Source organism: Nocardioides caeni (genome assembly GCF_004912195.1).
Lineage (GTDB): Bacteria > Actinomycetota > Actinomycetes > Propionibacteriales > Nocardioidaceae > Nocardioides > Nocardioides caeni.
In genome coordinates, this window is record NZ_STGW01000014.1 from 79,300 (window position 1) to 92,358 (window position 13,059).

Annotated in this window: 12 protein-coding genes; 11 read left to right on the top strand and 1 reads right to left on the bottom strand. The window is 70.5% G+C overall.

The annotated features are described in order from the left end of the window. Positions 1-63 precede the first annotated feature (63 nt). The 9 genes from E9934_RS16520 (at position 64) to E9934_RS16560 (ending at position 9,926) form a co-directional block, all read left to right on the top strand. On the top strand, positions 64-984 hold the full coding sequence (locus E9934_RS16520) for a DUF2510 domain-containing protein (RefSeq protein WP_136564002.1): 921 nt from the start codon (positions 64-66) through the stop codon (positions 982-984). 21 nt (positions 985-1,005) lie between these two features. Continuing rightward, a complete protein-coding gene (locus E9934_RS16525; protein ID WP_136564003.1) occupies positions 1,006-1,935 on the top strand; it encodes a hypothetical protein in 930 nt (309 codons plus the stop codon). A 2-nt stretch (positions 1,936-1,937) separates the two neighbouring features. Then, positions 1,938-2,810, top strand: coding sequence for a DUF2510 domain-containing protein (locus tag E9934_RS16530; RefSeq protein ID WP_136564004.1), 873 nt, complete (start codon positions 1,938-1,940; stop codon positions 2,808-2,810). A gap of 78 nt (positions 2,811-2,888) precedes the next feature. After that, complete coding sequence (locus tag E9934_RS20075; RefSeq protein WP_202977360.1) at positions 2,889-3,878, top strand: DUF2510 domain-containing protein; 990 nt, start codon at positions 2,889-2,891, stop codon at positions 3,876-3,878. Positions 3,879-3,958: 80 nt separating this feature from the next. Then, positions 3,959-4,771 carry a hypothetical protein gene (locus tag E9934_RS16540; protein ID WP_136564005.1) on the top strand — a complete coding sequence of 271 codons (813 nt, stop codon included), beginning with the start codon at positions 3,959-3,961 and terminating at the stop codon, positions 4,769-4,771. A gap of 225 nt (positions 4,772-4,996) precedes the next feature. Next, complete coding sequence (pdhA, locus tag E9934_RS16545) at positions 4,997-6,130, top strand: pyruvate dehydrogenase (acetyl-transferring) E1 component subunit alpha (RefSeq protein WP_136564006.1); 1,134 nt, start codon at positions 4,997-4,999, stop codon at positions 6,128-6,130. Further along, a complete protein-coding gene (locus E9934_RS16550; protein WP_136564007.1) occupies positions 6,127-7,110 on the top strand; it encodes an alpha-ketoacid dehydrogenase subunit beta in 984 nt (327 codons plus the stop codon). Before pdhA ends, E9934_RS16550 begins: the two co-directional genes overlap by 4 nt. 9 nt (positions 7,111-7,119) lie before the next feature. After that, on the top strand, positions 7,120-8,523 hold the full coding sequence (locus tag E9934_RS16555) for a dihydrolipoamide acetyltransferase family protein (protein ID WP_238695017.1): 1,404 nt from the start codon (positions 7,120-7,122) through the stop codon (positions 8,521-8,523). Between the two features lie 65 nt (positions 8,524-8,588). Beyond that, complete coding sequence (locus E9934_RS16560) at positions 8,589-9,926, top strand: serine/threonine-protein kinase (protein ID WP_136564008.1); 1,338 nt, start codon at positions 8,589-8,591, stop codon at positions 9,924-9,926. A 3-nt stretch (positions 9,927-9,929) separates the two neighbouring features. On the opposite strand, the gene E9934_RS16565 is transcribed toward E9934_RS16560, so the two are convergent. Next, positions 9,930-11,411: a M1 family metallopeptidase gene (locus E9934_RS16565; RefSeq protein ID WP_136564009.1), complete on the bottom strand. Its 1,482-nt coding sequence runs from the start codon at positions 11,409-11,411 to the stop codon at positions 9,930-9,932. Positions 11,412-11,523: 112 nt separating this feature from the next. Here E9934_RS16565 and E9934_RS16570 point away from each other — a divergent pair, with 112 nt between their 5' ends. Continuing rightward, positions 11,524-12,834 carry a hypothetical protein gene (locus E9934_RS16570; RefSeq protein ID WP_136564010.1) on the top strand — a complete coding sequence of 437 codons (1,311 nt, stop codon included), beginning with the start codon at positions 11,524-11,526 and terminating at the stop codon, positions 12,832-12,834. Position 12,835: 1 nt separating this feature from the next. After that, the coding region (locus E9934_RS19710) for a hypothetical protein (protein ID WP_158295040.1) at positions 12,836-13,059 on the top strand (224 nt) is incomplete at its 3' end.

The following is a 13,059-nucleotide window of genomic DNA, read 5'->3' on the forward strand; positions in this document are numbered from 1 at the left end:
GGCGTGGCATGATGCGGCCCATCCACGCGCTCATTTCGGCGCGTCCTGCTCGAGGAGAACTCCATGTCCGACCCCAACCAGCCCACCACTCCTCCCGGTTGGTACCCCGACGGCCAGGGTGGCCAGCGCTGGTGGGACGGCACGCAGTGGACCGAGCACACGCAGCCGGCCGCGGGCGGCGCTCCTGCCGCTGGTGACTCCACCGTCTTCGCCCAGGGCGGACAGGGCGGACAGGGCGGACAGGGCGGCTACGGCCAGCAGGGCTACGGGCAGCAGGGCTACGGCCAGCCCGGCTACGGCCAGCCCGGCTACGGGCAGCAGGGCTACGGCCAGCCCGGCTACGGTCAGCCAGCGGGCGGCCAGGGTGGGTCGGGCGGCAACGGCAAGCTGATCGCCATCATCGGTGGCTCGATCGCGGCCGTCCTGCTCGTGGTCATCCTGCTCGTCGTGCTGCTCAAGGTGCTCGGCGGCAACAACCCCGAGTCGGTCGCCAAGAGCTACCTCGACGCCGAGTGGGAGAGCGACTACGCCAAGGTCTGCGAGCTCATGACCGAGGACGCGCAGGACGACGTCTTCGAGAGCGGCGACGAGGACGGCGACGAGTTCGACGACTGCGACGAGTACGCCGACTACCGCGCGCAGCAGGACGAGGACTACAGCGAGGAGTACGAGGACGAGTACGACCTGACGTACGACGACCTCATGGGCGACATCGACCGCGAGCTCGAGATCAAGGATGTCGACGAGAACGGCGACGACGAGGCCATCGTCGAGTACGAGACGTCCTACGAATACACCGGCGACAACGACGACTTCCTCGACGAGGCACTCGAGGGCGACGAGACCTGGGACGAGGAGTCGTCGGTCCTTCTCTGCAAGGAGGACGGGGACTGGAAGGTCCACGACGCCTACTACGACGAGGACTACAGCGAGAACTGCGACGGCGACTCGCCCGACGGTGGTTACGAGGACGGGATCTACTGAGGGTCCGGGAGGGCTGATCCGGTGCGGAACCTGACGGCGTTCGTCCTCGTCGTGCTCGCCACCCTGCTCGCGCCGGTGGCGCTCGGGTCGAGCTGGCTCACCACCCGTGTCGACGACCGGCAGGAGTACGTCGACACGGTCGCGCCGCTCGCTGACGACCCCGATGTCCGGCGAGTGCTCGCGGACGCCTCGGCGTCCTCGGCGATGGCGGCGCTCGAGCAGTACGTCCCGGCCGCGCTGATCCCCGACGCGCTCGCCGAGCTGACCCGGACGGCGGCCCGCGAGGTCGTCGAGAGCCCCGGCTTCCCGGACTTCTGGCGGCAGGCCAACGAGGACCTCCACCGCGATGTGATCGGTCTGCTCGAGGACGAGGACGCCTCCGTCGACGGATCGTTGACCGTCGACGCCAGCCCCCTCGTCGCCCAGGTCCTGCTGCTGGTCGTCGAGGACTTCAACCTCCCGGCGACCCTGGTGCCCGAGATCCAGCTCGAGGTGCCGGTGGTCGCGCGTGCGAAGGTCGCGGACGCCGGCCCCACCTATCGCACCGCGCACGCGGTGGCGAGCTGGACGCCCGTCGTCTGGGCGGTGTTGGTCGCGCTCGCCCTTCTCGTCGCCACGGGCTGGCGCGGCCGACTGCGGACCCTGGGGTTCGGCTTCGTCGGCGTCGCGGCGGCTGCCGGCCTCGTGCTCGTGCTGGCCGATCCGGTGCAGGACCGGGTCGTCGACGGCCTCGCGACGGGGCAGCAGGAGCTGGCACGCGTGATGCTCGACGCGCTCGGGGCCTCGCTGCCGTCGTACGTCCGAGGGTTTCTGTGGGCCCTGCCCGTGGGCATGGTGCTCATCGGACTCTCGCTGTGGCCCCGGCGAGACCGCCACCAGCACCACCCGCACGATCACCCTGCGCACCACGCGCACCCGGCCGGTTGGCCGCCCGAGCACTTCCAGGAGTGACCATGTCCCATGACAACCCCGGATCGACGCCGCCCGGCTGGTATCCCGACGGCCAGGGCGGCCAGCGCTGGTGGGACGGCAGCCAGTGGACGTCCCACACCCAGCCCGCCCAGCCGCCCCAGCAACCGGCCCCGCAGCCCTACGGCGGAGGCGGTGGCTTCGCTGGTCCGGGTGGTCCGGGTGGTCCGGGTGGCGGCTTCGGGGGCGGCTACGGCACGCCGCCGAAGAAGAAGCGCACCGGCCTGATCATCGGCATCGTCGTGGCGGTCGTGGTCCTGCTCGTCGGGGGCGGTGTCGCCCTGGCGTTGCTGCTGGGCGGTGACGGCGACGGCGGCTCCAAGGACAAGGACGCCGCCGACGGCCCGCGCAGCCCCGTCGAGGTCGCCGAGGCCTACCTCAACGCCAACTTCGAGGGCGACTACGGCACCATCTGCGAGCTCGCCGAGGAGAGTGAGCGCTCCGAGGAGCTCGAGGACGCGGACGCCGACGACTGCGACGAATACCAGGACAACATCCAGGAGGACGTCGACGAGCGCAACGACGACTACATCGAGGAGTACGACGAGTCCTACGACGACATCCTCGACGACATCGACTACTCCGTGACGGTGGAGGACGCGGTCGAGGACGGCGACTCCGCCACCGTCGACTGGCAGGAGACCTACGAGTACTCCGGCGACAACGACACCTTCCTCGAGGAGGCGTTCGACGGCGACACGACCTATGAGTCCGACGGCACGATGCTGCTGTGCCGCGCCGACGACGAGTGGTTCGTCAAGGACCCGTACTACGACGAGGACTACAGCGAGAACTGCGACGGGGAGTCGGCCGACGGCAACGACGACGGCGACGACTACTCCGACGGGATCTACTGATCCGCAGCGCCGCACTCATCTAGGCTCACCAGCCGGGAGTGGCCCTCCGCCGCTCGAGAACCGATCCAAGGAGCACGCATGTCTGACCCGAACCAGCCCTCGACCCCTCCCGGTTGGTATCCCGACGGCCAGGGCGGCCAGCGCTGGTGGGACGGCACGCAGTGGACCGACCACGTCCAGCCCGGACCTGGTGACGCCGGAGGTGCGGCCCCGTCGACCCCGTCGGCGCCCGCCGACCCCGGTCCCTCGGCCGGGGACGCCACCGTCTTCGCGCCCAACCGTGCGGCGAACTTCGACCCGGCCGCCGGCCAGCCGGCCCAGGGCGGCTACGGCGCCCCGGCTGCCGGCCAGCCGGCCGGCGCTCCCTACGGCCAGCCGGCGGGCGCGGGCTACGGCCAGCCGGGCTACGGCCAGCCGGGACAGCCGGGACAGCCGTCGTGGGCGCAGCCCGGCGCCGGCGGGACCGGTGGCTCAGGTGGGGGCAAGGGCAAGCTCTTCGCCATCATCGGCGGCGCCGCGGGCGCCCTGCTGCTGGTGATCCTGCTCCTCTTCGTGCTGTTCAAGGTGCTCGGCGGGGGCCCCGGAAGCGTTGCCGAGGACTACCTCAAGGCGCAGAAGCCCGGCGAGGACCCCAAGGCCGAGTGCGAGCTCCGTGCCGAGGACTACCAGGAGCAGCTGCTCGAGAGCTACGACGTCAAGGACTGTGACGAGTACGCCGAGGAGGCCGAGGACGAGTTCGAGGACTCCAAGGACGACGAGGTCTCGGACGACGACGACTGCGAGGTCACGTTCGAGCAGTACTACGACGACATCAAGTACGACGTGGAGATCGGTGACGTCGAGGAGGACGGCGACGAGGCGATCGTCGAGTACGAGGCGACGTTCGAGTACACCGGCGACGAGGACAAGGCCGAGGACTGCGGCGCCGACAAGGACGACCTCACCAGCGAGGAGGACGGTGACCTGCTCCTGTGCAAGGAGGACGGTGACTGGAAGGTCGCGATCGAGGGGTACGACAAGGACTCCGACTACGACTGCGGCAACTACGGCGACTACTACGACTTCTGAGCAAGGATCGGCGCTGGGGTGTCACGGCGTGTTTGCGTGAACGTGACACCTCCAGCGGATCCGGTCTCTAGGCTGCGCCTGTGAGCAACTTTCCGGGCCCGGGCCAGCCGGGCGAGCAGCCTGCGACGCAGGTCGCGCCGGGGGCGGGACCGCCCCCGGCGCCGTACGGTGGAGGCGGCTATCCGCCCCAACCCCAGCAGCCCTCCGGCGGCTACCCGGTGGCGCCCCCGCCCGCCCAGGGCGGCTACGGCGGCGGCTATCCCGGGGGCGGCTACCCCGGCGGCCCCGGCGGGCCGGGTGGGCCCGGCTTCCCCGCACCCCCGGCTGGTGGTGGTGGCAGCAAGAAGGGCCTCGTCATCGGGATCATCGCCGCGGTCGCCGTCCTGGTGCTGATCGCGGGCATCTCGCTGTTCTTCATCCTCCGTGACGACGACGGAGACGACGACAACAGGGCGAGCGACGACTCCTCGGAGACGAGCAGCAGCGACGACCCGTCCGAGGGTGGCTCGAGCGATGCCTCGGACGAGCCGTCGGACGATCCCTCCTTCGAGACCTCCGACGTGACCGACCCCGGCAGCGAGGTCTTCGGTGAGCCGACGACCACGGCCGAGGAGTTCACCGACGCCTACATCGAGGGCAACTGCAGCCTGATGGAGAGCTACTCGACCACGACCTGGTACCAGAACGAGTACGGGTCGGGCTGCGAGACGCTGCCGGACGCCCCCGACATGTCGAGCGCGGAATACACCTTCGACGACCCGACGATCATCGGCACCACCGCCGTGCTGACCGGTGAGCTCTACATCGCCGACTCCGGCGAGACCTACACCTGCACGTGGAACCTCGACGGCACGTCGGGCTACTGGCTCGTCAACGAGTTCTCCTACAACTGATCGACCAACTGATCGACCAACTGAACGACCGAAGCACCCGCTGGACGCAGCTCCAGCACCGGGGCGTGACGAGCGCCATTTGCTCCTCACGCCCCGGCGGCGGGTATCGTGAACCTGACTGTGGTCCGGGTCACATCCCTCCGCCATCCCTGGGGGGAGATCCGGACCGACGACCGATTCAGCCGAGCCGCGGAGACCCCGCCGGCGAGGGTGTGAGGAGTGGCCATGACCGACCCCGTCTTCGGACCTGCGCCCGCGCAGGACACCGACCCTGAGCTCGTCCAGCTCCTGACGCCGGAGGGGGAGCGGGTCCACCACCCCACCTTCGACCTCGACTTCAGCGCCGACCAGGTGCGCGCGTTCTATCGCGACATGGTGCTGGTCCGCCGGCTCGACATCGAGGCGACCGCGCTGCAGCGCCACGGTGAGCTCGGCCTCTGGGCGCAGCTGCTCGGCCAGGAGGCCGCCCAGATCGGCGCCGGGCGCGCCCTGCGTCCCCAGGACTTCGTCTTCCCGACCTATCGCGAGCACGGCGTCGCGTGGTGCCGCGGCGTCGACCCGGTCCGCCTCCTCGCCCTCTTCCGCGGTGTCGACCAGGGCAGCTGGGACCCCGCCGAGCACAACTTCGGGCTCTACACGATCGTGATCGGGGCCCAGACCCTCCACGCGACCGGCTATGCCATGGGCGTCCAGCGCGACGGCGCCGTCGGCACCGGAGATCCCGATCGCGACACGGCCGTCGTCGCCCACTTCGGCGACGGCGCCTCCTCACAGGGCGACGTCAACGAGGCCTTCGTGTTCGCGGCCTCCTACAACGCCCCGGTGGTGTTCTTCTGCCAGAACAACCAGTGGGCCATCTCCGAGCCGTTCGAGCGGCAGTCGCGGATCCCGCTCTATCGCCGTGCCCAGGGCTTCGGCTTCCCCGGTGTCCGGGTCGACGGCAACGACGTGCTGGCGACCTACGCCGTCACCCGGGCCGCCCTCCAGCGCGCGCGCGACGGTCAGGGCCCGACCCTGATCGAGGCCTACACCTACCGGATGGGCGCCCACACCACGACCGACGACCCCACGCGCTACCGGCTGACCGACGACGTCGAGCGCTGGAAGCTCAAGGACCCGATCGCGCGGGTCGAGGCCTACCTGCGCCGCAACGGCCTCGCCGACGACGGCTTCGTCGAGCAGGTCGCGGCCGACGCCGACGAGCTGGGTGAGCGCATGCGCCGCGAGTGCCATGCGCTCCCGGACCCCTCGCTCCACGACGTGTTCGACGCCGTCCACGCCGAGCAGACGGCCGAGCTCGCGGCCCAGCAGGCGTCGTACGACGCCCACGTTGCGTCCTTCGAGGAGGTGACGGCATGAGCATCACCACGATGTCGCTGGCCAAGGCTCTCAACGCCGGACTGCGCCGGTCGATGGAGGACGACGAGAAGGTCGTCGTGATGGGGGAGGACGTCGGCACCCTCGGCGGCGTCTTCCGGATCACCGACGGGCTCAAGAAGGACTTCGGCGACGACCGGGTCATCGACACGCCGCTGGCCGAGTCCGGCATCGTCGGCACCGCGGTGGGCCTGGCGATGCGCGGCTACCGCCCGGTCGTGGAGATCCAATTCGACGGCTTCGTCTACCCCGCCTACGACCAGATCGTGTGCCAGGTCGCCAAGCTCCACTTCCGCAGCCAGGGCCGGATCCGGATCCCGATGGTGATCCGGATCCCGTTCGGCGGCGGCATCGGGGCCGTCGAGCACCACTCGGAGTCGCCCGAGGCGCAGTTCGTCCACACGCCGGGGCTGAAGGTCGTGGCGTGCTCGAACCCGGCCGACGCCTACGCGATGATCCAGCAGGCGATCCGCTCCGACGACCCGGTGGTCTTCCTCGAGCCGAAGCGGCTCTACCACTCGACGAAGGCCGACGTGGACACCGACGCCGACCCGGCGCCGCTGTGGCAGTCGCGGGTCGTCCGCCCCGGCTCCGACGCCACCCTGGTCGCCTACGGACCGACGGTCTCGACGTGCCTCGACGCCGCCCCCGTCGCCGCCGAGGAGGGCCGGTCGCTGGAGGTCATCGACCTGCGCACCCTCTCGCCGCTCGACCTGGTCCCGGTCATCGAGTCGGTCCGGCGCACCGGCCGTCTCGTGGTCGTCCACGAGGCGCACCTGACCCTCGGCCTCGGCGCGGAGATCGCCGCCCGGGTCACCGAGGAGTGCTTCCACGCCCTGGAGGCCCCGGTCCTGCGGGTGGGCGGCTATGACACGCCCTATCCGCCGGCCCGCATCGAGGAGGCCTGGTTGCCCGACCTGGACCGGGTGCTCGACGCCGTCGACCGGACCTTCGGGTTCTGAGGAGGAACGATGACGAGTGTGATGCCGCAAGCAGTGGCCTCCGAGTTCAAGCTGCCCGACGTCGGCGAAGGCCTCACCGAGGCAGAGATCGTGGTGTGGCGGGTCAAGGTCGGCGACACCGTCGCCATCAACGACGTGGTGGTGGAGATCGAGACCGCCAAGTCGATCGTCGAGCTGCCCTCGCCGTACGCCGGCGAGGTGCTCGCGCTCCTCGTCGCCGAGGGCGAGACCGTCGAGGTCGGCACCCCGATCATCCGCATCGGCGACCGCGAAGTGGGAGAAGAGGCTGGGCGAGGTGGGACGGAGGGCGCGGGGTCCGATCAGCGGCCGGGCCCGGAGATCATCGACACCAACGTCCCGCCCGTCGGCCAGGCGACGCTCGTCGGCTACGGCCCGAAGCAGCGGGCGTTGAAGCGCCGCCCCCGCAAGGAAACGTCGGTGGTTGAGGTGCCGCGAGCGCCAGCGAGTGGCCTCGAAACCACCGCACCCCCCGCCCATGTCGCCCGTGCCCTCGCCAAGCCTCTCGTACGCCGGCTCGCGCGTGACCTCGGCATCAACCTCGCCAGCGTCGTCCCGACCGGTCCGCGGGGCACCGTCAGCAAGGAGGACGTCCTCGCCGCCGCCGGCTCCACGTCGGTCGCTCCGGCAGGCCCTCCGGCGGTCGAGGTGCGAGGAGCCCCAGCGACGAGCCTCGAAACCACCGGTGTCGGGGCAACCAGGGAGACCCGCGAGCCGGTCAAGGGCGTCCGCAAGCAGATGGCAGCCGCGATGGTCGCCTCGGCGTTCACGGCGCCGCACGTCACCGAGTGGCTGACCTTCGACGCGACCGCGACCGTCGAGCTCGTCGAGCGCCTGCGCGGTCGGCGGGAGTTCGCCGACATCAAGGTCAGCCCCCTGCTGGTGGCTGCGCGCGCCTGCGTGCTCGCGATGCGCCGCACCCCACTGATCAACTCCAGCTGGGACGAGGCGGCCCAGCAGGTCGTGGTCAAGGACTACGTCCACCTCGGCTTCGCTGCCGCCACCCCGCGCGGTCTGGTCGTGCCCAACGTCAAGGACGCCGACGGGCTCTCCCTCGTCGAGCTCGCCGCGGCCCTCGAGTCGCTCACGGCGCTCGCGCGTGAGGGGCGCACTCCGCCGGCGGACCTCGCCGGTGGCACCTTCACGATCACCAACGTCGGCGTGTTCGGCGTCGACGGCGGCACACCGATCATCAACCCCGGCGAGTCCGCGATCCTGTGCCTGGGCGCCATCAAGCCCCAGCCGTGGGTGGTGGGCGACCAGGTGGTGCCACGGCAGGTGATGACGTTGTCGCTGTCCTTCGACCACCGGCACATCGACGGTGCGACGGGCTCGCGGTTCCTCGCCGACGTCGCCGGCATCCTCCAGGACCCGGGCACGGCCCTGCTCTTCTGACGTGCCGGCGACATCGGTGGAGGACGGTTCGCGTCGGGGGAGCGGATCGGGGTAGAAACGGTCCCGTGTCCCAGCCCCCACATCTCGGCGCCCCGGCCCCGGGCGACCAGATCGGTCCCTACCGGATCGTGCGTGAGCTCGGGCGCGGCGGCATGGGCACCGTCTATGAGGCCGTCGACACGACGCTGCACCGCAACGTGGCGCTCAAGGTCATCGCGATCCCGCTCGCCGGCGACCCCGAGTTCCGGTCGCGGTTCGTCCGCGAGGCCCAGGCGCAGGCCTCCCTCGACTCGCCGCACGTGGTGCAGGTCTTCTCCCACGGGCAGGCCGACGGCCGGCTCTACATCGCCAGCCAGCTGATCCCCGACGGCGACCTGGGGACGATGCTGCGGCGGCACGGCCCGCCGCCGACCGCCATGGCGGTCGAGCTGATCGCCCAGGTGGCCGACGGCCTGTCCGAGGCGCATCGCGTGGGTCTGGTCCACCGCGACATCAAGCCAGCCAACGTGCTGCTGCGCCAACGTGGCACCGACACCGTGGCCTATCTCGCCGACTTCGGTATCGCGCGGCAGGTCGGCGGCCCGCACACGATCATCAGCGCCTCGGGTCCCGTCGTCGCCGGTACGCCGACCTACATGGCGCCCGAGCTGCACCAGGGCGCGCCCGCAGGGCCGGCGAGCGACGTCTACTCGCTCGGCTGCCTGCTCTGGGCGACCCTGACCGGCCAGGCGCCGTACTCCGGGACCTCGGACTTCCAGGTGGTCGATGCCCACGTGCACGGCCCGATCCCGCAGTTGCCGGCTCGCACGGCCGCCGATCGCGAGCTCAACCGGGTGCTGGCGACGGCCTTGGCGAAGAACCCCGGCCAGCGCTATCCGACGGCGGCCGCGGTGCGCGACGACCTCCGCTCCGTCCTCGCGATGTCCGGATCGCCCGGCCGGTGGCGCGCCGGCGTCGTCGCCGCTGTCCTGTCGGTGGTGGTCGCTCTCGTCGTCCTGACGGTCCTGGCCGTCGTGCTGATCGGCCGCGGCGACGACGATCCGGAGGCCGGAAGCGACCCGGTGCCGTCGAGCAGCGGCTCCGGTCAGGAGTCCGGCTCGGCCTCCCCGAGTGGGCAGACCAGTCCCCGGGGGTTCACCGGCTCCGAGGAGGAGGAGACCGCGATCGCCAACATCGCGGCAGCGCTCGAGGCCGACGGCGAGCTCGACGCAGCGGGCGCGGACTGCACCGCCCGCGGCCTGGTCGAGAAGCACGGCATCGACGGGCTGCAGGATGCCGGCCTGCTCGACGACGACCTGGAGTTCAACGAGAGCGGTGGGGGCAACCCCGACGCCACGGTGCTCGCCGACCTGTTCACGATCACCTTCACCTGCCTCTACGAGCAGTCCTCCGCCGCCGAGTAGGCATCAGTCGTCCGCTGGCGACTCCTCGGAGAGCAGCCAGTCGTCGAAGAACGCCGACAGTTCCTCGCCCGTCGTGTCCTCGATCCAGTCGCGGAGGTCCGTGCGGTCGGCCGTGCCGTTGGCCCGCGCGGCAGGCCACTCGCGCAGCACCTCGAAGAAGGCGTCGTCGCCGATCCGCTCACGCAACGACTGCCACATCAGCGCCGGGCCGTAGTAGACGTTGCTGGAGCCGAACTTCTCCGGGTCGTAGGCACCGGGCGGACCCGCATCGGCGCGCAGGTCGGGCTCGAACTCCGCCCAGCCGTCCATCTTCTCCTCGACGCTCGTGCCCTCCTGCTCGGCCTCCCAGACGCCCTGGAGATACATCGCCATGCCCTCGTTCATCCACACGTCGGACCAGTCGTCGGGGGTGACCGTGTCGCCGTACCACTGGTGCACGACCTCGTGGACGATCGTGGCCGCCGACAGGCTGTAGGCCGTGTCGCCCAGCGTGATCATGGTCTGGGTCTCCATGCCGCTGGTGTTGTCGACGACGAGGATCCCGAGGCTGTCGAACGGATAGGGGCCGAGGATGCCTTCCACCCAGTCCACCGCCTCCGGCAGATAGGCCGTCTCGCCGGGCAGTGCCTCGCCATCGACATCGGTCCACACCTGGAGCGGCACGCCGCTCGCCGAGGTCAGATCGGTGTGCTGGAAGTCGCCGAACGCCACGGTGACGAGGTACGACGCCGCGGGCTCCGCGAGGTGCCAGTGGCTGGTCGTGCTGCCTGCGCGGCGGACGGTGTCGACCAGTTGGCCGTTGGCGACGCCCGACCACGGCTCGTCGACGGTCAGGGCGAAGTCATAGAGCGCCTTGTCGGAGGGGTGGTCGTTGACGGCGTACCAGGTGAAGGCGCCGTAGGGCTCCTGCAGGGTCCAGGTCTCGTGCTCGTCGGTGATGCTCCAGCCGAGTCCCTGCTCGAAGTCGCTGCGCTCGCTGGGCGCCGGCGTCGGGGCCGGAGTGCCCTCGTAGGCCAGGGTGAGCTGGTGTTCGTCGTCGGCGGTCACCGGCTGCTCGATGACGAGAGTCGTCCCGGTGTGCTCGAAGTCGACCGGCCGTCCGTCCAGCCGGACCCGTGCGACCTCGAGCTCGCTGCTGAGGTCGAGGGGGATCGTCGTCGACGTCGCGGCGGCCCGGAAGAGGATGGTCTCCCTCCCGATCAGCAGGTCGCGGTCGGGGACCCACGTGAGGTCGAGGTCGTAGTGCAGCGCGTCGACGACCGGCTCGCCGATGGCGGGATAGACCGAGTCCTCGCGCAGGTCGTTGCGGGCGACGCCGTACGGACCGGGAAGCGGGTGGGCCGACGGCGTGCTGGTGACGGTCGGCTCGGGGCGTGGACTCGGCTCGGCCGACCGGAGTCCGGCGTCCGGACCGCAGGCAGCGAGAGCGCCGGTGCCCACCAGGGCGATGACGGCAGCACGGGTCCGGTGCCGGGGAAGTGCCATGACGCCATCATGACCGCCGGCGGGTGAGCGGACACCGTCACTGCGCGGGTTTCCGGACGGCCGAGTCCGGCAATAGGTCAAGAGCCATCCATCATCGATCTCGGGACCACAGATGACTGACTACCTCGCACAGCTGGAGACCTACACCGAAGAAGCCGTCCAGGCCTATGTCGACGCCTGGGTGCATTGGCGCATGGAGGACTGGGGAGCCGACTGGCTCAGCGGCATCCTCGTCAACATCGACCGCTACGGCGACATCGACGGCGGCTGGTGCATGCGCGACGTCATCGCCGGGACGCACGTCAAGTGGCGTTCGCCGACGACGGGCAATGCGCCCGATCCGCTCTATGGCGCGCAGGTCAGCGACTGGACGATCGACGAGGCGGAGCAGGAGTACGAGAACTACGGCAAGATCCTCCGCGACTGGCTGGCGCCGTGGCGCTCGCTGCCGGAGGAGGGTGACCTCGTCCTCGCGTGCGAGACGATGCTCGAGAGCGCCTGGCAGATCAACTGGGAGGACCCCGATCTCGACGTGGTGCCCGATCTCGACACCTGGCTCAAGGACGTCGAGCGGGACGACACCGGCTCCAACTACGGCCGCACGTTCAACGCCTTCTATGACAAGTACGGCGCCACGCGGGAGATCCTCAGCCACAACCTCCGCCACCGGTTGATCGACGTCGCCGGCGTCGGGGCCGCGGACGCCAATGCCATCAACCGTGCGAAGGCCAGCATCCTCGACCTGGTCAAGGCCCTGCGCGACACTCTCCGTGGCGCCAAGCCGGGGGGCAGTGGCTCGGGTTCGGCGGCGTGGGACACGCTCGGACTCGTCACCAGCGTGCTGCCCGGGGGCGGTGTCGTCGATGTCGTCAAGGGCGCCATCGGCGGCGCGAAGGAGGCCTACGGCTCGTCGAGCGGCACGTCGTACTCGTTCTCCGGTGAGCGGCCGGTCGACGTCCACAACAGCTGGGTCGGTGGGCACGGTGGTCTCGAGGAGTTCACCGACGACTTCAACGAGGGCATGGGCGAGCTGGTGCGGGTGTGCGCCGACATCACGACCTCGCTGGAGGATGACACCCGCTCCGCGTTGTCCCCGGCGGTCGAGGGCGACGCGGTCGGGATGGTCTCGATCAGCGACCAGGAGATCGAGGAGACCAAGAGCGCGCTGCTCGACCTGTCCCGGCACGCCAAGGCACCGATCCCCGACATCGCGCTCCACAGCGGGCTGTTCGCCCGGTCGAGCACCCTGACGAACCCCTTCGACACCCTGCGCGAGGGGCAGGAGCTGGTGATCACGAGGCTGCGCCAGATCGGCAACGACCTGACGGACGGCCGCGACGACCTGATCGCGGCGCACCAGCTGTTCCAGCAGACGGACTCCTGGTCGAACGAGGCGTTGAAGACCCTTCTCGGGTTCGTCTGAGATGCGCGACTCCGCGGGGCCTGCCGTGCTCAACGCCGTCGTCGTGGGGACGCTGCTCGTCGGCTCGAGCCTGCCGTTCGACGAGGGGGAGGTCGCCTCGCTGTGGGGCGGGCCTTCCGTCGCCGGTGCGGCGGTCGCTCGCCTCGCCGTGATCGCCCTGGTGCTGGTCCTCGTTGGCGTGGCCCTGGGGGGTGCGACGGTGGCTGCCGGCATCCTCCAGCTCAC

Excerpts from the sequence above, each read along its gene's own strand:
- E9934_RS16520 (WP_136564002.1), top strand. The coding sequence starts at position 64 with ATGTCCGACCCCAACCAGCCCACCACTCCTCCCGGTTGGTACCCCGAC.
- E9934_RS16530 (WP_136564004.1), top strand. The coding sequence starts at position 1,938 with ATGTCCCATGACAACCCCGGATCGACGCCGCCCGGCTGGTATCCCGAC.
- E9934_RS20075 (WP_202977360.1), top strand. The coding sequence starts at position 2,889 with ATGTCTGACCCGAACCAGCCCTCGACCCCTCCCGGTTGGTATCCCGAC.
- pdhA (WP_136564006.1), top strand. The coding sequence starts at position 4,997 with ATGACCGACCCCGTCTTCGGACCTGCGCCCGCGCAGGACACCGACCCT.
- E9934_RS16550 (WP_136564007.1), top strand. The coding sequence starts at position 6,127 with ATGAGCATCACCACGATGTCGCTGGCCAAGGCTCTCAACGCCGGACTG.
- E9934_RS16555 (WP_238695017.1), top strand. The coding sequence starts at position 7,120 with ATGACGAGTGTGATGCCGCAAGCAGTGGCCTCCGAGTTCAAGCTGCCC.
- E9934_RS16565 (WP_136564009.1), bottom strand. The coding sequence starts at position 11,411 with ATGGCACTTCCCCGGCACCGGACCCGTGCTGCCGTCATCGCCCTGGTG.
- E9934_RS16570 (WP_136564010.1), top strand. The coding sequence starts at position 11,524 with ATGACTGACTACCTCGCACAGCTGGAGACCTACACCGAAGAAGCCGTC.